This is a genomic window from Stenotrophomonas maltophilia group sp. vghtpe118, assembly GCF_052605195.1.
Genome location: NZ_CP199672.1, coordinates 660,812 through 680,341, shown reverse-complemented (window position 1 = coordinate 680,341; position 19,530 = coordinate 660,812). Strand labels below are relative to the sequence as shown.

Genomic DNA, 19,530 nt, shown 5'->3' with positions numbered 1-19,530 from the left:
CGCAACAGGCCAGCGCCGGGCCAGGGGGCCGGCTGGCCGGAGAGAGAGTCCATGAACCATTCCACCGTGCTGCCGCTGGCAGCGCTGTCGGTCGCGCTCGGCCTGCTGTTGGCCAGTGGCCATGCCGGCGCCCAGTCCACGTCTTCGCTGCCCGCGCCGCTGAGCCAGGCTGAGCTGTCACGCCTGGTGCAGCAGCAGGCACTGCAGATCCAGCAACTGGAAGCACGCCTCCGCGCCGTGGAGGGCGGGCACAGCACCGCCGGTGCGGCGGCCGCAACGCAGGCCCCCGCGCTGGACACCCGCGTCGCCGCACTGGAATCCAGCCAGGCCAAGGCGCCCAAGGTCACCTGGTCCAAGGGCGCACCGGAGTTCAGCAGTGCCGATGGCAGCGTGGTGTTCCGTCCGCGCGGACGCCTGTTCGTCGACGCATCCAGCACCGATGGATCGTCAGTGAGTGACCGCAACATCTCCGGTACCGAGATCCGCTCGGTGCGGCTGGGCGCCGAAGGCCGCTACGGCATCCTCGGCTGGGCGGTGGAAGGTGACTTCGCCGACAACGCGGTGGCGTGGAAGTCGGTCTACGCCACCGTTGACCACCGCCTGTTCGGGCTGCCGGCCGACCTGACCGTAGGCAACCGCCTCAACGACCGGGGTATCGACGGCTCCAGCAGCACCTCCAACACGCCGTTCCAGGACCGCAACGTGGTCGGCACGCTGATGATGCCGCAGCGCGGCCTGTTCGGTGTCGGCCTGACCGAGCGCGTGTACGGCAAGAACTGGCATGCCAGCCTGTCGGTGGCCGGCAACGATCTCAACAACGCCGGCACCGACAACGACAGCCAGACCTGGGCCACGCGCGTGCATTGGAACCCGGTGGCCAACGACGCAGTCACGGTGCACCTGGGGGCCTGGGCCTTCCACGAGGAGATTGCCGCAAGCGCCAGCGGCGTCGTCCGCAGTTCGGCCATCGCCGGGCACTTCAACGACCTGGTCAAGATTGCGCCGGGCACACTGCTGGGCGCCGAGCGCAGCACGTCCTATGGCGCGGAACTGGCAGGCTTCTTCGGGCCGGCCTGGGCGACCGGCGAATGGGGTACGCGCAACCTGCGCGGGGCCGGCGCCAGCGGGCGCTACGATCTGGACCACCAGGCCTGGGCGATCTCGGCGGGCTGGTTCCTGGCCGGTGCAAGGCCGGCCTATTCGGGCAAGGCCGGCACCTGGGGCCGGGTGAAAGTGGCCGATCCTGTCACCCGCGGCGGCGCCGGGGCATGGGAACTGAAAGGGCGCTACGAAGACGTGGACTATGCCGAGCTGCCCAGTGGCGGTACCGGCCACGCGTGGACGCTGGGTGCGAACTGGTATCTCAACGACTTCAGCCGCGTGATGTTCGAGGCGATCCGTTGGCAGACCCGCAACCGCAGCGGCACCGGCCAGGGCAGGGATGAAGGCACCACCTTCAACACCCGCCTGCAGGTGGCCTTCTAGCAGCGCATGCCGCTTGCGCGCCGATCAGAGCAGCAGCAGTGCTCCGATCAACGCCGGCGGCATCACCAGCGCGCCGACGCGCAGGAAGTCGAGCGCGCTGACATGCTCGCCCTCGCGGCGCAGCGCCACCAGCCACAGCATTGTCGCCAGCGAACCGGTGACCGACAGGTTGGGCCCCAGATCCACGCCGACCAGCAATGCGGCACGGGTCTGCGCCGGCAGGTCGGCCATCTGCCCCAGCGAACCGGCGGCCAGGCCGACCGGCAGATTGTTGGCCACGTTGCTCAGCAGCGCAGCCGCGCCACCGGCCAGCCAGCTGGCCTGGCGGGGAGATGCCTGCGCCAGAGCCTGCAGCGCGCTGGCCGCGCTCTGGATGACACCGGTCTGCGCCACCGCTTCCACCAGCACGAACAGTCCCGCCACCAGCGGCAGCACGCCCCAGGACACGTGTCGCAGCAGTGGCAGCGGGCTGCGCCTCTGGCGGATCGCCACCACGGCCACACTCAGCGTGCCCGCACAGAACGTGGTCAGGCCCAATGGCCCGTTCAAGGCGGACGTGACCAGCAACACGGTGCCGGTGAACAGCACGCCCAGTGCGCTCAGCCGGCCGCCGTCGGTCAACGGGCGATGCGCCGGCGCGGCCACCAGCGGCTGGGCGATCTCGCGCCGGTGCACCCAGCGCAGGACCAGATAGGTGGCACCGATCGCCGCCGCCGACGGCAGCGCGAACTGCGCCAGCCACTGCAGCAGCGGCGGCAGGTGCTGGCCGTACACCACCAGGTTGGCCGGATTGGAAATGGGCAGCACGAAGCTGGCCGCATTGGCGATGAAGGCACAGACAAACAGGTAGGGCAGGGGGTTGGCGCGCGCCGCCTTGCAGGCGGCGTAGACCGCCGGCGTCAGCACTACGGCCGTTGCATCGTTGGACAGGAACACGGTCACCAGCGTGCCGACCAGGAACACCAGGTCGAACAGGCGTCGCCCGGATCCGCCCGCATGCCGCACCGCGTACAACGCCAGCCAATCGAACAGGCCTTCGCGCCGCGCCAGTTCGGCCAGCACCATCATGCCGACCAGGAACAGGTAGACGTCGCGGCCTTCGGCCACTGCGCCCCATGCGGTGTGCAGCGACACGGCGCCCAGCAGCGGCAACACGGCGGCAGCGCCCAGCGCCCACACATATTCGGGGATGCGGAAAGGACGGAACAGCAGGCCGAGGGTGGCAACGGCGACCGCTGCCCAGATCAGGAGGGGGGCTTGGGAGGCAAGCATGGAGTGGGGCTTCAGCGGCACCTGCACCGACCCCGGCGCAGGGGGGGCCTGGCGCGCGATCAGCGGATGGGCGGCCGCTGCAATCATCGCAGGTTCCGGGTCGCCGCATCATACCGTGCGGCGCTGCATGGCGACCGCTGCGGTCGACCGCGTTGCAGGTGGGCCGGGGGTGGCGCCCAGCCCACGTTCAGCACGCAAGCGCGCCATCACTTCAGCCACTGCAGTGTGACTACGCATGTAGTCACACTGCACGCACACTCATTGGACGAGATTGCGATGCCAGGATCCTGCTGGTTGTCCTGCGCCCTGGCCCTGGTGTTCGGCATCGCCGGGCCCAGCCAAGCGGCGACGCGTGCCGAAGCCCTCGCCGCGATCGAGCGCAACGCGCGTGGCGCGCATTCCGACGCGGTCCTGGTGATGCACGACCGGGAGACGCTGCTTGAGTTGAAGCCCGCCGCCGGAGCCAGATCTCCGCGCGCGGACTGAAGCGCGCCGATCTCTACGACATCACACGGGGGCCGGTCGTCGGCTTTGCCGCCAACGGCTACCTGGGCCAATACCTGATGATCGTCCCGGAACAGCGGGTGGTCGCCGTGCGTCTGGTCCACCGGCGCGAGACCCACAGCGCTCCACAGGACGACTATCCCTCCTTCTTCGCCGATGTCCTGCAGTTGGCGCGGACACTGCGATAGGCCCTGTCGCCATCATGTCCACGCGCGCTGAACATCTTCCTGGAGCGTTCTTCACTGGCGTGCCGCCTAAAGTGGGATGACATCTTGGCCGCACAGCAACTTAGGCATGTTTGATTATCAGGACTGGACCTTCCACGCCAATGGCCGAACGGTAGTGGCGCGGGTAGCGCTGGACGGCGACGGTGGCGGCACCATCAACCGCTACCAGCTGGTGCCGGGGCCGGCGCAGTCGGGGCTGTGCATCAAGGTCGCCTCCCAGGACGAGGCCGCGCAGAAACTGGAGGCCGAAGTGACCAAGCTGCTCGGGCCGGAGTGGTAGCTACTACGCCATGCCGGGCAGGGATCCGCATGGCGACGTCGGGATGACCGGGCCCGGGCAACGGGCATCGCGCCGGATGCCCGTTGCGTGAGGCCGCTTACCTGGGCATCAGCACGGTGTCGACCACGTGGATGACGCCGTTGGACTGGCCGACATCTGCAATGCTGATGCCTGCCTTTCCACCCTTTGCGTCGATGACCCAGAGCTTGCCATCGTGGAGCGCCACGGTGAGAGGCTCACCCTGCACGGTCTTCAGGGTGGCCTTGCCGCCGTGCTTGCGGGCATCGGCCAGAAGCTGGGCCGAACTGTAGCTGCCCGGGACGACGTGGTAGGTCAGGATCCGGGTCAGCTGTGCCTTGTTTTCAGGCTTCACCAGTGTATCGACAGTGCCTGCAGGCAGCTTTTCGAAGGCCGCATTGGTGGGCGCGAAAACAGTGAAGGGCCCGGCGCCGTTGAGGGTGTCGACCAGGCCGGCTGCTTTGACCGCTGCAACCAGCGTGGTGTGATCCTTGGAATTGACGGCGTTCTCGACGATGGTCCTGGTGGGGTACATTTCTGCCCCGCCCACGATGACGGTGTTGGCGGCGAAAACCGAGGAGCCGGACGAAACGAGTACGGCGAAGCCGACTGCGGCGGCGATGCGCTGAAGAGCGTTCACGGTGCGTTCCTTTCTGGATGACCCGCAAGTGCGGGCATCTTTCCTACGTCGGGTGAGCGTGACCGGATGCAGCAACGGCCGAGTCATTGGCGCGCTGCCGGTTTTGCTGCGCTGCATGGTGACAACGGCGAACCTCGGTGATTACTCTCCGCTGCAACGAGATGGTAGCGCTACCAGTCGGACGGGGATCCAGGGTCCGGGAGGCTGCCTTCTTTGCCGCGTGTTTGTCCTGGCAGGCTTGAAAAGCAAGTGTAAGTCGCGGCGTGCCCGAGCACCCGTGCTGTTCGGTTTGGAATGCGGGCCACGCCCGTGCGTGCCCCTGGGAGGGGGCGGTACATCCATTCGATCGTATGTCAGAGGGGACTTTCATGAGCACCTGCAGTTTCCGTGGCACCCCGGGCCCGAGGTCCGGTTCATGAGCCGCGCGTTGGCGAAGTTCCGGTCCCGGGCCATGTTCACCTTCGTGGGTGGTGCCCTGGTCATCAATCCCGCCTTTGCGCAGGACGCCGCACCGGCGACCGGGCCGCAGCCGCAGAGCCAGTCGCAACCCACCCAGCTTGATGCAGTGCAGGTCACGGGCATACGCAACAGCCTGAGCCAGGCCATGGACATCAAGCGCGACTCGGCGGGCGTGGTCGACGCGATCAGTGCCGAGGACATCGGCAAGTTCCCCGATACCAATCTTGCCGAGTCGTTGCAGCGCATCACCGGCATCTCCATCGAGCGCCGTGACGGCGAGGGTGCGCAGGTGACCGCGCGTGGCTTCGGCCCCCAGTTCAACATGGTCACGCTCAACGGTCGGCAGATGCCGGGTGCCGATGCATTCGGTGCCTCTGGACAGGTCGCCATCGGCGGTGTCGACGGCGGCACCCGCGCCTTCAATTTCGCGCAGCTGGCCGCCGAGGCCATCAATGGTATCGAGGTCTACAAGACCAGCCAGGCGCAGGTGCCCAGCGGTGGCATCGGTGCGACGATCAACATCCTGACCTCGCGCCCGCTCGATCACGCCGGCATCGTGGCCAGCGCCGGGGCGAAGCTGGTGTCCGACCAGAGCCAGCCGTTTGACAATGACCTGACACCGGAGCTGTCGGGCATCTTCAGTTACAGCAATCCGGAAAAGACCTTTGGCGTCAGCCTCAGCGCGAGCCAGCAGAAGCGCAAGGGTGGCTCGGTGCAGGCCACGGAGAACTACTGGAACGTGCAGCCGTGGACAGGGTCGATGCCGGGCAACCCGACCGTGGTCAATGCTCCGGCCGTCGGCCAGCTTTACGCGCGGCCCAACGACCTGCGCTACGCGTTCTCCGAATTCGAGCGCGAACGCGTCAACGGCCAGGCCGTGCTGCAGTTCGCACCGACGGACAGCCTGACTCTGACCGTGGATTACACCTACTCGACCAACGAGATCACCGAGAATCGTGGCGAGCAGGGCATGTGGTTGCAGAACAGCAACTACACCAACGTCGAGTTCGACACCAGTGGCGCCGTCGCGACGCCGGTCTACATCCGTGAAATCGCCGGCACCAAGGATTTCGGCCTGGAGCAGCAGCGCAGCATGCAGGAGTACAAGCTGGGTTCGCTGGGCTTCAACGCCGTCTGGAATGTCAGCGACCGCTTCAAGCTCAGCTTCGATGCGCACAACTCGAAGAACGAGAGCCGCCCGAATGATCCGCTCACCGGCGGTGGTTCGATCTTCATGAGCATCGCCGGCACCAACAACTGTACCCGTGGCCCGCATTGCGGTGGCTCCTGGGTGCAGGAGCTGAACTTCAACAATGGCCTGCCGGTTGGCACCCAGGTCTGGTATCCCAGCACCGCCGATGCGCTCGCCGGGACCAATGGCGTGGTCAATCCGGGCTTCCAGGAAGGCGAGGTTGGCACGCAGGTGCTGCGCGTCAACGCGCAGACCCAGATCAGCGAGATCAAGCAGGCGCGCGTCGATGGCGAATGGAACTTCGACCACGGGCGCTTCCAGTTCGGCGTGGACACCAACAAGTCCACCACCCACCGCATCCAGGCCGCCGAGGCCTACTCGACCCTGGGCGACTGGGGCGTGGCCAACGTGGACCGGGATACCGCCGCAGGCCTGATGGACCTGCTGCAGCCGGTCAGCATCGTCGGCCTGTTCGACGACTACAGTGCCAACAGCTGGCCCGCCTGGCGCGGCAATGCCGGGCAGCTCGCGCAATGGGCATCGCGCGAGTACGGCGTCGGCCTGGGTGTGAACCCGCAACGCGCGGCCGACAACTTCGTCGAAGAAAAGACCAAGGCGGCGTACTTCCAGGTGGAGCTGGACGGGGAGCTGGGTGGCATGCGCACCAACACCCGCCTGGGCGTGCGCTATGAAACCACTGACGTGGTGTCGACCTCGGTCATTGCCGTCCCCGAGTCCATCGAGTGGCAGGCCAACAACGATTTCCGCATCGTGCTGTCCGATGAGCAGCAGCCCTTCACAGAGAAGGCGCGCTACAGCTACATCCTGCCCAACCTTGATTTCAGCATCGACCTCACCGAGGAACTGAAGGGCCGCGTTTCGTTCGGCAAGAGCATCGCCCGCGCGCCGTACGGCAATCTCTATGCGGGACCCGGGGCCCAGCAGCCGTTCGGCTCGGTGCTGATCGATCCCTCGTCGCGCGCCAGCGGCAATTCGCAGAACCCGAGCCTGAAGCCGCTGGAATCGGACAACCTCGACCTGGGGCTGGAGTGGTACTTCGCCGATGCCAGCTATGTGTCATTGACCTACTGGAACAAGTCGGTCAGCAACTTCATCGGCAACACCGTCGTCCAGGAAAGCCTGTACGGCCTCACCGACCCGACCTCCGGGCCGGATGCGCGGGCGGCGTTGGACTTCCTGACCAGCGGCGCCTGCGTCGCCCAGGTCGGGCCGGCCAATGCCGCTGCCTGCTCGGCCAACGACACCTCGCTGTTCACCGCGCTGGCATTGCTGCGAAACAATCCTGCCGGCCTCGGCGCCTACAACGGCACTGATGCGCAGGTGCTGGCCACCGAAGCGGCCTACGATCTGTATGGGCAGCCCAACGATCCGCTGTACCAGTTCAACGTCAATCGCCCGATCAACCAGAACAAATCCAAGCTGCATGGCTGGGAGCTGGGCGGCCAGTACTTCTTCGGTGACACCGGCTTCGGCGTGCTGGCCAACTACACCGTGGTCAAAGGTGATGTCGGCTACAACAATGGCGGCGATCCGGGCATCGACCAGTTCTCGCTCACCGGCCTGAGCGACACCGCCAACGCCATGCTGATGTACGAGAAGTACGGGTGGTCGGTGCGCCTGGCATGGAACTGGCGCGACCAGTACCTGATCCTGGCCAACCAGGGCTCCAGCCGCAACCCCTACTATGTGGAGCCGTACGAGCAGTGGGATCTCAGCGTCAACTACGCGCTGGATGACCACTGGTCCTTCAGCCTGGAGGCGATCAACCTGACCGGCGAGGATGTGCGGTGGCGCTCGCGCACGTCGCAGATGATCGTCAAGCTGGCTGACCAGAGCCCGCGCTACATGCTGGGCGTCCGCTACAAGTTCTGAGCCTGGCTGCCGATGCGTCCGGCACGGCACCGCTGCCCGTCAGCGGTGCCGTGCCGGGACGGTGTCGCCGCAGCTGTCGCGCCTGCGCTACGCTGCCGGCCAGCCACCCCGCACTGGATACCCTGATGGCCCGCTACGAAATGCTCAACAACATCGCGCATCGGGACCTGAAGGTCGCCACCGGATTCGGGCCGCAGTTCGGCGATGCCGTGGGCATGGTGCCGGCCTATCCCAGCGAGTTCGCAGAACTGCAGCGTGAGTATCCGATCTTCCTGCGCAGGGAAACCGGGACGGAAGCGTGGCAGTCCGTGGCCCTGCTGGGTTTCGAGCAACACGAGAACCTGTTCCTGCAGGACGGGCGCTGGAATGCTTCCTACCTGCCTGGCGCGGCGGCCAAAGGGCCGTTCCTGATCGGCTTCCAGGAGCACTACGTGGATGGCCTGCTCACCCAGGATGCGGTGATGCACGTGGACCTGGACCATCCGCGCGTCACCGACGGGGGCGGCGAGCCGGTGTTCCTGCCGCAGGGCGGCAACACCCCTTACCTGGACCACATCGCCAGCGTGCTGCGCGGCATCCACGAGGGCAGTGCCTTCGCGGCCGGGATGTTCACGATGCTCGACGACTGTGGCCTCATCCAGCCGGTCACGCTCGACGTGCAGATCGCGGCGCACCACCGGGTGAGCGTGAGCGGATTGCACGGCATCGACCGCGAGCGCCTGGCGGCGCTGGACAGTTCGCGCCTGGCTGCGTTGAACCGCGCCGGTTACCTGGAAGGTGCATACCTGATGCTTGCCTCTCTGCATAACATGCGCCGCCTGATCGCCGAGAAGCAGCGCCGTCTCCGCGTCCAGCACGGCACCGCGCAGGCGGCCAGGAACTGACCGGTGCACGCCAGCCTGCCGATGCGGATCCTGGAAGGCATCGATCCTGCCGCCTTGCCACTGGCGGCCCTGGTGGAGGCCGGTGACCCGGTCGTACTGCGCGGCATCGCCACCGATTGGCCACTGGTCCAGGCCGGGCTGGGCGGGGTGCAGGACGCAATGGCGTACCTGTGCAGCGTCGATGCGGGTGCGCCCATCCAGTACTCGTTCGGCGGCGCCGAGATCGGGGGGCGCCCGTTCTACAGCGCGGACTTCACCCGGTTGAACTTCGAAGTACGGCGCGGTGGGCTGGCCCAGGTGCTGGAAGAGATCGCCATGACGCTGCATGCACCGCAACCGCCAACCTACTACGTGGCCTCGCTGCCGATCGCGCGGGCACTGCTACCGGCATTCGCGCAGGCCAACGACGCCGGTCTGGCCAAGCAGGGCATCGACGCCACCGCCAGCATCTGGATCGGCAACCGGGTGACGGCCTCGTGCCATTTCGACACACCCGACAACCTCGCCTGCTGCGCGGTGGGGCAGCGCGAGTTCACCCTGTTCCCGCCCGACCAGATCGACAATCTGTATCCGGGCCCGCTCGATCCCACGCCGGGGGGACAGGTGGTCAGCGTGGTGGACTTCGAACAGCCCGACTTCGATCGGCATCCACGTTTCCGCGAGGCGCTGGCGCACGCGCGCCGCGCGGTGCTTGGGCCCGGCGATGCGATCTTCATCCCCAGCATGTGGTGGCACCATGTACGCAGCCTGGAACCGTTCAACGTGCTGGTGAACTACTGGTGGCGAAGCTCGCCGACTTGGCTGGGATCCGCGCTGGCGGCGCTGCACCACGCGATGTGGGCCGTGCGTGATCTGCCGGCGCGCGAAAAGCAGGCCTGGGAAGGGCTCTTCCGCTACTACGCATTCGGCCCTGGCGAGCGCGCGGGGCAGCACCTGCCTGACGCCGCGCGCGGGGATCTGGCACCGTTCGACGAGCAGCGCGCCCGCCGCATGCGCGCGATGCTGCTGGGCAGGCTCAACCGTTGAGAGAGGGCACCATGTTGGATACCCAGAGCACGCCTTCAGGGCGCATCCGCAAGGTGGTCATTGCCGGTGGCGGTACGGCGGGTTGGCTGGCCGGCTGCGCGCTTGCGCACCAGTTCCGTGACCAGCTGCAGATCACGCTGGTCGAGTCCGAGCAGATCGGCACGGTCGGTGTCGGTGAGTCCACTGTGCCGCCGATCCGCACCTTCCACCGCTTCCTGCAGATCGACGAGCAGGAGTTCCTGCGCGCGGTGGCCGGCACCTTCAAGCTGTCGATCTCGTTCGAGAACTGGCGCCTGCCGGGCGATCGCTTCTTCCATCCGTTCGGCACCATCGGCCATGGCACCTGGGCGGCCCCCTTCCATCACTTCTGGCTGGACAGCCTGCGCCGCGGCATGCCCTCGGACCTGGGCGACTTCTGCCTGGAGAGCATCGCCTCGCGTGGCGACCGCTTTTCGCTGCACACCCAGCCGCAGGCCAGCTATGCGTATCACTTCGATGCCGGTCTGTATGCGCGGTTCCTGCGCGGCAGGGCCGAGGCCCACGGCCTGCGCCGGATCGAAGGCCGGATCGCCCAGGTCAGGCAGCACGCGCACGACGGTTCGGTGCAGGCGCTGGTGCTGGACGACGGCCAGGTGATCGAGGGCGATCTGTTCATCGACTGCACCGGCTTCCGCGGCCTGCTGATCGAGCAGGCACTGTGCACCGGCTACGAGGACTGGCACGAATGGCTGCCGTGCGACCGGGCCGTGGCGGTGCAGACCGAAGCGGTGGCGCCGCCGGTGCCCTATACCCGGGCGATCGCCCACGAGGCGGGGTGGCGCTGGCACATCGCGCTGCAGCACCGCGTTGGCTGCGGGCTGGTGTATGACAGCCGCCATCTGTCCGATGACGAGGCCGCCGCGAAACTGCTGCGCGATGCCGGGGCTCCACCCTTGCGCGATCCATGGAAGGTGCCGTTCCGCAGTGGACGCCGGCTGAAGGCCTGGAACAGGAACGTGGTGTCGCTCGGGCTGGCCAGCGGCTTCATCGAACCGCTGGAGTCGACCAGCATCCATCTGACGATCAGCGCAGTGGTGAGGCTGATCCAGCTGTTCCCGTTCGACGGCATCAGTGCGTCGCTGGTGCAGCTGTACAACGATGTCAGCCGCCAGGAAATGGAGCATGTGCGCGACTTCATCATCCTGCACTACCACGCCACGCAGCGCAGCGAACCGATGTGGAAGGCCTGTCGCGAGATGCGCGTGCCCGAGTCGCTGCAGCATCGGCTGCAGGCGTGGCGCGAGCGTGCGCATGCGTGGCAGGACCCCGGCGAGCTGTTCCGCGTCGAATCCTGGACCAGCGTGCTGCTCGGGCAGGGCATCGCGCCCGGTCCTGCGCACCCGCTGGCGCGGGCCGTGAGTGATGTCGATCTGCGCACCTTGTTGAAGGGCATCCAACGGCCTGTGCAGCAGGCCGCCGCGCAGATGCCGGCGCAGGCGGAGTTCATCGCGCAGTACTGCAGGTCCGGCGTGGACGTGTGGCGTTCGACGGAAGCAAGCGCGTAGCAGGGTTTTGCGTTGCAGCACGCTTTTTCCGCTGCGGCTGGTTACAGTGCGGCAACACCGCGGGCGATGACGCGCGCGGTGGCAACGAGGGGGCCGGACACCACGCCCCCTTTTTGAGTCCACGGAATGTTAGCGCTACCTTTTTTGATCGGAGGCGGTTTCGATGGGTCTGGTTGCAGGGATCGATGCAGGGACGCAGAGCCTGAAGGTGCTGGTCTATGACCCGCCGAAGCAGGCGGTGGTGGCCTCGGCCAGCGCGCCGCTCGCGCTGGACAGCGGTGCCGATGGCAGCCGTGAACAGGCGCCGGCCGACTGGGTGTCGGCCCTGCGCGACTGCTTTGCCCGGATCGATCCCTCGCTGCGCGCACGCATCGTTGCGCTGGCGGTATCGGGCCAGCAGCATGGATTCGTGCCAGTTGACGATGCTGGCGAGGTGCTGGCACCGGCCAAGCTGTGGTGCGACACCAGCACCTCGGCCGAATGCATCCAGATCATGGACGCCGTGGGCGGGTTCCAACGAACCATAACGCTGGCGGGCAACCCGATCCTGGCCGGCTACACAGCGTCCAAGCTGCCCTGGACCCGCACCCACCGTGCCGACGCCTATGCGCGGCTGGCGACCATCCTGCTGCCACACGACTACCTGAATTTCGTGCTGACCGGGCAGCGGTTCTGCGAGCTTGGCGATGCGTCCGGCACCGGCTGGCTGGACGTGCGCACGCGCACCTGGTCGCAGGAATTGCTGCGCGCCACCGATCCTGATCGTGATCTTGCTGCCTGCCTGCCGCCGGTCGCTGCGCCCAATGCCCTGTTCGATATCGCGCCGGAGGCTGCGGCCGCGCTCGGGCTTGCAGCGGCGGTGAAGGTGGCCGTTGGTGGCGGCGACAACATGATGGCGGCGATCGGCACCGGCTGCGTCACGGAAGGGCGGCTGGCGATGAGCCTGGGAACCTCCGGAACGCTGTTTGCGTATTCCGGCTCGCCGGTGATCGATCCGGATGGCGCGTGGGCGGCGTTCTGCTCGTCCACGGGGGGCTGGCTGCCGCTGATCTGCACCATGAACTGCACCGTGGCCACCGAACGCGTGGCCAGCGCCTTCGGTTTCAGCACCCGCGACGGCGACGCGCATCTTCGCGCAACGCCGCCGGGGGCAGGGGGCCTGGTGATGCTGCCGTTCCTCAATGGCGAACGTACCCCTGACCTGCCGCTCGGCAAGGGCGTGCTGGCTGGCCTGGACATCGCCAATTTCACCCCGGCGCATGTGTACCGCGCCGCCATGGAGGGCGCGACCTACAGCCTGAAGTACGGCTACGACGCCTTCGTCCGCGCGGGCATGCAGTTCGATCGCATCGTGCTCACCGGCGGCGGCAGCAACAGCGCTGCCTGGCGTCAGCTGGTGGCCGATGTATTCGGCCTGCCGGTGGAGGTCCCGGTGCAGGCCGAGGGTGCGGCGTTTGGAGCGGCGCTGCAGGCGCTGTGGGCGCTCGCCCGATCGCAGGGCAACGCCACTTCGATCAGCGACATCACCGCACGGCACGTCACCGTCGATCCCGCGCTGTCCGCACGACCGGATCCGGATCGCAGCGATGCCTATGCACGGGCCTACGCACGCTTCCTCAGTCATCTCGATGCCATCACGCCGCTGCAGCGCGGTTGATGGCTCCTCCACGACACCCCGTACAACGACAGGAGCACGCACCATGAGCACGCAGCCCTTCATCGGCGCCAAGGAGTACTTCCCCGGCGTCGGCCGCATTCCGTTCGAGGGCAAGGGCTCGGACAATCCGCTTGCCTTCAAGGTCTACGATGCCAGCCGGGTCATCGGTGGCAAGACCATGCAGGAGCATCTGCGCTTCGCCGTGTGCTACTGGCACACCTTCTGCAATGCCGGGCACGATCCGTTCGGCCCGGGCACCCGGCAGTTCCCGTGGGAGGCCGCCTCGCCACTGGCCACGGCAGAAGCCAAGGTGGACGCGGCGTTCGAGTTCTTCACCAAGCTGGGCGTGCCGTACTGGTGCTTCCACGATATCGACCTGGCGCCGGATGCCGACGACATCGGCCAGTACCAGAAGAACCTCTCGCATATGGTGGGCCTGGCCAAGGCACGCCAGGAGGCCACTGGCGTCAAGCTGCTGTGGGGCACGGCCAACCTGTTCTCGCACCCGCGCTACATGAACGGCGCATCGACCAATCCCGACTTCGCGGTGGTCGCGCGTGCAGCCGTGCAGGTCAAGGCCGCCCTGGAGGCCACGGTCGAACTCGGTGGCGAGCACTATGTGTTCTGGGGCGGGCGCGAAGGCTATGCGTCGCTGGCCAATACCCAGATGAAGCGGGAGATCGAGCATTTCGCGCGCTTCCTGACCATGGCACGCGACTATGGCCGCAGCATCGGGCTGAAGGGCAACTTCCTGATCGAGCCCAAGCCGATGGAGCCGATGAAGCACCAGTACGACTTCGACAGTGCCACGGTGGTGGGCTTCCTGAAGGAACACGGGCTGGACAAGGACTTCAAGCTCAACATCGAGGCCAACCACGCCACGTTGTCCGGCCATACCTTCGAGCACGACCTGCAGGTCGCGTCCGATCATGGCCTGCTCGGCAGCATCGATGCCAATCGCGGCAACGCCCAGAACGGCTGGGACACCGACCAGTTCCCCAGCGATCTGTACGACACCGTGGGCGCAATGCTGGTCGTGCTGCGCCAGGGCGGGCTGGAGGGCGGGTTGAACTTCGATGCGAAGGTGCGCCGTGAGTCGACCGACCTGGAGGATCTGTTCATTGCCCATATCGGCGGCATGGATGCGTTCGCACGCGGGCTGGAGGTTGCCCATGCACTGCTGACCGAGTCGCCGTGGGAGCAATGGCGTGCGCAGCGCTACGCCAGCTTCGATTCCGGCGCCGGCCAGGATTTCGAGCGTGGCACGCTCAGCCTGCCGGACCTGGCGGCACTGGCCGCCCGCCTCGGCGAACCGCGCCAGGCCAGCGGCAAGCAGGAGCGTTACGAAAACCTGCTCAACCAGTACCTGCTGCGCTGAGCGCGGCAACGGCGCACTCAAGGGGATGGGGATGAACCAGGCAGCAGGCAGCGGTGAGAACACGCGGCTGATCGTACTGATCAGCGTGGTGGCGACGATTGGCGGTTTTCTGTTCGGCTTCGACAGCGGTGTGATCAACGGCACCCAGGATGGCCTGCACCAGGCGTTCCGGTCCGGCGAATGGATGCAGGGGTTCGAGATCGCGTCGATGCTGCTGGGCTGTGCGGTGGGCGCGTTCACTGCTGGACGGCTGGCCGACCGGCTCGGCCGTCGCAACGTACTGATCCTTTCGGCAGTGATGTTCCTGCTGTCGGCGCTCGGTGCCGGGGCGGCGCTCTCGTCGGGCTGGTTCATTGCGGCGCGGGTGGTGGGCGGATTCGCGGTCGGCGCGGCCAGCGTGATCTCGCCCGCCTACATTGCCGAGGTCGCTCCGGCCCGTTACCGCGGACGCCTGGCTACGGTGCAGCAGATCGCGATCATCACCGGCCTCACCGCCGCGTTCCTGTCCAACTACCTGCTGGCGGCCGCAGCGGGCGCGTCGACCGAGCCGCTGTGGGGCGGGCAGGCCGCCTGGCGCTGGATGTTCTGGATGCAGGCCGCGCCATCACTGGTGTTCCTGCTGCTGTTGCTGACCATTCCGGAGAGCCCGCGCTACCTGGTGGTGAAACGGCGCAAGGAAGACGCCCTGCGGGTGCTGACCCGGCTGCTGGGCAGCGACAAGGCCAGGGCCACGCTCGAGGAGATCGATGCCTCGCTGTCCAACGACCATCATCGCCCGCGCCTGTCCGATCTGAAGAGCCGGGCGACCGGGCGGATCCGCCCGATCGTGTGGGTCGGCGTCGGGCTGGCCTGCTTCCAGCAGCTGGTCGGCATCAACGTGGTGTTCTATTACGGCGCGGTGCTGTGGCAGGCAGTCGGCTTTTCCGAGAACGACGCGCTGCTGATCAACGTGCTGTCCGGCGCACTGAGCATCGGTGCCTGCGTGGTCACCGTGCTGCTGATCGACCGGATCGGCCGCAAGCCCCTGCTGTGGTTCGGCTCGGCCGGGATGTCGCTGTCGCTTGCACTGGTGGTGGTGGCGTTTGCCAGCGGTTCGCTGGCCGACGGGCATCTGCAGCTGCCCGGCCGCATGGGCACGCTGGCACTGGTGGCGGCCAATGCCTATGTCGTGTTCTTCAATCTGTCCTGGGGACCGGTGATGTGGGTGATGCTGGGCGAGATGTTCCCGAACCAGATCCGCGGTTCGGCACTGGCAGTCGCCGGCGCGGCGCAGTGGACCTCCAACTTCGTGGTCACGGTGACGTTCCCGATGCTGCTGGTCGCGGCAGGGCTGGCGGCCACCTACGGCATCTACCTGGTGGCTGCCGTGATCTCGGTGATCTTCGTCGTCCGGCATGTGCACGAGACCAAGGGCAAGGAACTGGAGCAGATGGAAGGATGAGCACCATGACATCGCAGGCCATCGTCATCCGCAGCGGCGCGCTGGTCGCCGCACTGATGCTGGGATTGCTCGGCTGCCGCGGCCAGGACCGGGCTGCCGCCGCCGCAGCCACCGACAAGGATCCCTGGCCGGAGGTCATCTGGCCCCTGGCTGCGGACCCGGCGCTGGAGAAGCGCATCACCGACCTGATGGCCGGCATGACGGTGGAGGAAAAGGTCGGCCAGCTGGTGCAGGGTGACATCGCCAGCGTCACCCCCGACGATGTGCGCCGCTACCGGCTTGGCTCGATCCTGGCCGGTGGCAATTCCGATCCCGGTGGCCGCTATGACGCCTCGCCGGCCGAATGGCTGGCGCTGGCCGACGCCTTCTACGACGCCTCGATGGACACGTCGAAAGGCGGCAAGCCCATTCCGCTGCTGTTCGGCATCGATGCCGTGCACGGGCAGAGCAACATCATTGGCGCCACGTTGTTCCCGCACAACATCGGGCTGGGCGCCACGCGCAATCCGGAGCTGCTGCGGCAGATCGGTGGCATCACCGCGCTGGAGACCCGCGTTACCGGCATGGAGTGGACGTTCGCGCCGACTGTTGCCGTACCCCAGGATGATCGCTGGGGACGCACCTACGAAGGCTACTCCGAATCGCCGGGCGTGGTGGCCAGCTATGCCGCCGCCATGGTGGAGGGGCTGCAGGGCAGGGTGGGAACCCCGGAGTTCCTCGATGGCCGCCATGTGATCGCCTCGGTGAAGCATTTCCTCGGCGACGGTGGCACCACTGACGGCAAGGACCAGGGCGACACCCGCATCAGCGAGTCAGATCTGGTGCGCATCCACGCCGCCGGATATCCGCCGGCAATCGCCGCCGGCGCGCAGACCGCGATGGCGTCGTTCAACAGCGTCAACGGTGAAAAGATGCATGGGCACCGGCACTACCTTACCGATGTACTCAAGGGCCGCATGAACTTCGGTGGCTTCGTGGTGGGTGACTGGAATGGTCATGGACAGGTCAAGGGTTGCACCACTACAGACTGCCCGGCCACGATCAACGCGGGCCTGGACATGGCGATGGCCTCGGACAGCTGGAAGGGTTTCTACGAGACGACGCTGGCTGCGGTGAAGGATGGGCGGATCACGCCGCAACGCCTGGACGATGCGGTGCGCCGGATCCTGCGGGTCAAGTTCCGCCTTGGGCTGTTCGAGGCCGGCAGGCCATCCACGCGGGCCGTCGGCGGGCAGTTCGCACTGATCGGCGCGCCGGCACATCGCGCGGTTGCCCGGCAGGCCGTGCGCGAATCGCTGGTCCTGCTGAAGAACCAGAACGGCCTCCTGCCGCTGTCGCCGAAGCAGCGGATCCTCGTGGCCGGCGACGGTGCCGACGATGTCGGCAAGCAGGCCGGCGGCTGGACGCTCAACTGGCAGGGCACCGGCACCACCCGCAAGGACTTCCCCAATGCGGACACGATCTACGAGGGCATCGCGCGCCAGGCCAGGGCGGCAGGGGGTGAAGCCGTGCTTGCCGCCGATGGTCGCTATGCAGTGAAGCCCAACGTGGCGGTGGTGGTGTTTGGCGAGGACCCCTATGCCGAGTTCCAGGGAGACCGGCCGACGCTGGCCTACAAGCCCGGCAACGAAACGGACCTGGCGCTGCTCAAGAGGCTCAAGGCCGATGGCATACCGGTTGTCGCGGTCTTCCTGAGCGGGCGGCCGCTCTGGGTGAACCGGGAAATCAATGCCGCCGATGCCTTCGTGGCTGCGTGGCTGCCGGGTTCGGAAGGCGCCGGGATTGCCGATGTGCTGCTGCGCGGAAGCGATGGCCGCGTGCAGTACGATTTCAAGGGCAAGCTCAGTTTCAGCTGGCCGCGCACTGCCACCCAGTACGCCAACAACGTGGGCCAAAAGGACTACGATCCATTGTTTGCGTTCGGCTTCGGCCTGACCTACGCCGACAACGGCGACCTGGCCGCGCTGCCGGAGGCATCGGGCGTGACCGGCAACGAGGGCGCGACCGGCGTGTTCTTTGCGCGCGGTGACGCAGGCCCTGGCATGGCGCTGCGGCTCGAGGATGCTGCTGGCCAGGGCCTGACCGTGACCCGCGTGCCGGACGCATTGCCCGATGATCGGCTGAAGATCACCGGCGTGGATCATCTGGCGCAGGAGGATGGACGACGCCTGGCCTGGTCGGGCAATGGCGAAGCCGTCGCGGCACTGCAGTCGCACACGACGCTGGACCTGCAGCGCGAATCCAACGGCGACCTGATGCTGCTGACCACGCTGCGGGTGGACGCAGCCCCGAAGGGTGAGGCGTGGCTGTCGGTCGGTTGCGGCGTGGGCTGCTCGGCGCGCATCGCCATCGGGCCGGCGCTGGCGGCGCTTCCACAGGGCCAGTGGAAGCGTGTCGGCGTGCCGCTGAAGTGCCTGGCCAAGGCGGGCGCCAAGCTGGACGCGATCGACCGACCGTGGTCGGTGGCGACGGGCGATGCGATGACGATTTCCGTGTCACGCGTCGCGCTGGGCGCACTGAACGAAGCCGAGGTCACCCTCGGATGCGGAGCATGAGGCCTGCGCTACCGCGCACGGGGCGGCGCGGCGACCGAACCGCGTGCGATCAGCCGATGCGGCATCACATGATCGCGCAGCACCGTTGCGTCCCCTGCCGGACGGCGGATGGTGCGCAGCAGGATGTCGACGGCCGCGTTGGCCATCGAGGCGATGGGCTGGTGGATCGTGGTCAGTTCCGGCCACACGGTAGTGGCGGCCGAGGTGTCATCGAATCCCACGACCGACAGGTCGCGCGGCACTTCCAGCCCGCGCCGATGCGCGACGGATATGGCGGCAGCGCCCATGTCGTCGTTGCTGGCGAAGATCGCGGTCGGTGGGCGGCGTTGGGACAACAGCTTTTCGGCGGCAGCCAGGCCGGACCGGTAGGTGTAGTCACCGTGCTGGACCAGGCCAGGCTCCACCGCCAGCCCGGCCTCGCGCAGGGCGGTGACGAAGCCGTCGTAGCGGAGCGCACTTGCGCTCAGGTCATCGCGCCCACGGATGAAACCGATGCGGGTGTGTCCCTGCCGGAGCAGGTGATCGGTCATTTCCCTGCCCGCACTGAAATCGTCGATGCGGACGCAGGACAGGGCCTCGCTCAGGCGCCCCGATGCGATGGCCACCACCGGAATGCCAGCCTTGACCAGTTCGCTTACGGCGGCCTGCGATTCGCACAGGGGCGGCGGCAGGATCACCCCGTCGACGCGTCCGGCGAGCGCGCGCGCCGCCCTGCGTTCGGATTCGGCATCCAGGTTGTCCCAGTAGTCGATGACCAGCTGGATGGCGGAACTGGAGGCGACGCGCAGCAGGCCCACCAGCAGTTCGCGCAGGTAGGCGCCGCTGGGGTTGGTGTAGATCAGCGCAATGCGCGTGTGCTGTGCGGCGGCCAGCGAACTGGCGGCAAGATTGGGCGTATAGCCCAGCTCGCGCACAGCGCGCAGCACGCGCTCGCGGGTGACATCACGCACCTTGCCCTGGTTGATCACCCGCGACACGGTCATCGGCGAAACGCCGGCAAGGGCCGCAACCTCGTCGATCGTCACGCCTGCGGTTCTGCGGCGAACCGATTTCTTCGGCTTGTCCAATGCACGAT

General features: G+C 67.1%; 14 protein-coding genes and 1 pseudogene. 12 read left to right on the top strand and 3 right to left on the bottom strand.

What is annotated here, in order from left to right:
* Window positions 1-51: 51 nt before the first annotated feature.
* Entirely contained in the window at window positions 52-1,485 is a 1,434-nt protein-coding gene (locus tag ACUDTM_RS03210) for an OprO/OprP family phosphate-selective porin (RefSeq protein WP_252744996.1), read from the top strand.
* A gap of 24 nt (window positions 1,486-1,509) precedes the next feature.
* Here the strand turns inward: ACUDTM_RS03210 and ACUDTM_RS03205 are convergent, their stop codons facing one another.
* On the bottom strand, window positions 1,510-2,757 hold the full coding sequence (locus ACUDTM_RS03205; RefSeq protein WP_072167088.1) for an arsenic transporter: 1,248 nt from the start codon (window positions 2,755-2,757) through the stop codon (window positions 1,510-1,512).
* A gap of 294 nt (window positions 2,758-3,051) precedes the next feature.
* Here ACUDTM_RS03205 and ACUDTM_RS03200 point away from each other — a divergent pair, with 294 nt between their 5' ends.
* The 3 genes and pseudogenes from ACUDTM_RS03200 to ACUDTM_RS03190 all read left to right on the top strand — a co-directional run bounded on the left by ACUDTM_RS03200 (window position 3,052) and on the right by ACUDTM_RS03190 (window position 3,768).
* The gene (locus ACUDTM_RS03200; RefSeq protein WP_072167087.1) at window positions 3,052-3,243 is read left to right on the top strand and encodes a hypothetical protein; all 192 of its coding nucleotides are present in this window, start codon (window positions 3,052-3,054) and stop codon (window positions 3,241-3,243) included.
* Window positions 3,210-3,449: pseudogene (locus ACUDTM_RS03195) on the top strand (penicillin-binding protein); the annotation flags it as partial. The gene ACUDTM_RS03200 and the pseudogene ACUDTM_RS03195, both read left to right, overlap by 34 nt.
* Before the next feature lie 106 nt (window positions 3,450-3,555).
* On the top strand, window positions 3,556-3,768 hold the full coding sequence (locus tag ACUDTM_RS03190) for a hypothetical protein (RefSeq protein WP_049411161.1): 213 nt from the start codon (window positions 3,556-3,558) through the stop codon (window positions 3,766-3,768).
* Window positions 3,769-3,865: 97 nt separating this feature from the next.
* On the opposite strand, the gene ACUDTM_RS03185 is transcribed toward ACUDTM_RS03190, so the two are convergent.
* A complete protein-coding gene (locus ACUDTM_RS03185) occupies window positions 3,866-4,426 on the bottom strand; it encodes a fasciclin domain-containing protein (RefSeq protein ID WP_072167086.1) in 561 nt (186 codons plus the stop codon).
* A 415-nt stretch (window positions 4,427-4,841) separates the two neighbouring features.
* Between ACUDTM_RS03185 and ACUDTM_RS03180 the strand changes: the two genes are divergently transcribed.
* The 8 genes from ACUDTM_RS03180 to ACUDTM_RS03145 all read left to right on the top strand — a co-directional run bounded on the left by ACUDTM_RS03180 (window position 4,842) and on the right by ACUDTM_RS03145 (window position 18,455).
* Window positions 4,842-7,970: a TonB-dependent receptor gene (locus ACUDTM_RS03180; RefSeq protein ID WP_312249936.1), complete on the top strand. Its 3,129-nt coding sequence runs from the start codon at window positions 4,842-4,844 to the stop codon at window positions 7,968-7,970.
* A 125-nt stretch (window positions 7,971-8,095) separates the two neighbouring features.
* On the top strand, window positions 8,096-8,854 hold the full coding sequence (locus tag ACUDTM_RS03175; protein WP_095377571.1) for a SapC family protein: 759 nt from the start codon (window positions 8,096-8,098) through the stop codon (window positions 8,852-8,854).
* Window positions 8,855-8,857: 3 nt separating this feature from the next.
* Window positions 8,858-9,880, top strand: coding sequence for a cupin-like domain-containing protein (locus tag ACUDTM_RS03170; protein ID WP_188240996.1), 1,023 nt, complete (start codon window positions 8,858-8,860; stop codon window positions 9,878-9,880).
* Window positions 9,881-9,891: 11 nt separating this feature from the next.
* Window positions 9,892-11,424, top strand: coding sequence for a tryptophan halogenase family protein (locus ACUDTM_RS03165; RefSeq protein ID WP_445391140.1), 1,533 nt, complete (start codon window positions 9,892-9,894; stop codon window positions 11,422-11,424).
* A 163-nt stretch (window positions 11,425-11,587) separates the two neighbouring features.
* Window positions 11,588-13,081 carry a xylulokinase gene (xylB, locus tag ACUDTM_RS03160; RefSeq protein WP_445391139.1) on the top strand — a complete coding sequence of 498 codons (1,494 nt, stop codon included), beginning with the start codon at window positions 11,588-11,590 and terminating at the stop codon, window positions 13,079-13,081.
* A gap of 43 nt (window positions 13,082-13,124) precedes the next feature.
* The gene (gene xylA / locus ACUDTM_RS03155) at window positions 13,125-14,459 is read left to right on the top strand and encodes a xylose isomerase (protein ID WP_072167081.1); all 1,335 of its coding nucleotides are present in this window, start codon (window positions 13,125-13,127) and stop codon (window positions 14,457-14,459) included.
* A 31-nt stretch (window positions 14,460-14,490) separates the two neighbouring features.
* Window positions 14,491-15,900, top strand: a complete 1,410-nt coding sequence (locus ACUDTM_RS03150) for a sugar porter family MFS transporter (RefSeq protein ID WP_445391138.1) — start codon at window positions 14,491-14,493, stop codon at window positions 15,898-15,900.
* Window positions 15,897-18,455, top strand: coding sequence for a glycoside hydrolase family 3 protein (locus tag ACUDTM_RS03145; protein ID WP_445391137.1), 2,559 nt, complete (start codon window positions 15,897-15,899; stop codon window positions 18,453-18,455). The genes ACUDTM_RS03150 and ACUDTM_RS03145 overlap by 4 nt, the downstream gene beginning before the upstream one ends.
* 8 nt (window positions 18,456-18,463) lie before the next feature.
* Here the strand turns inward: ACUDTM_RS03145 and ACUDTM_RS03140 are convergent, their stop codons facing one another.
* Complete coding sequence (locus ACUDTM_RS03140) at window positions 18,464-19,522, bottom strand: LacI family DNA-binding transcriptional regulator (RefSeq protein ID WP_353762575.1); 1,059 nt, start codon at window positions 19,520-19,522, stop codon at window positions 18,464-18,466.
* Window positions 19,523-19,530 lie beyond the last annotated feature (8 nt).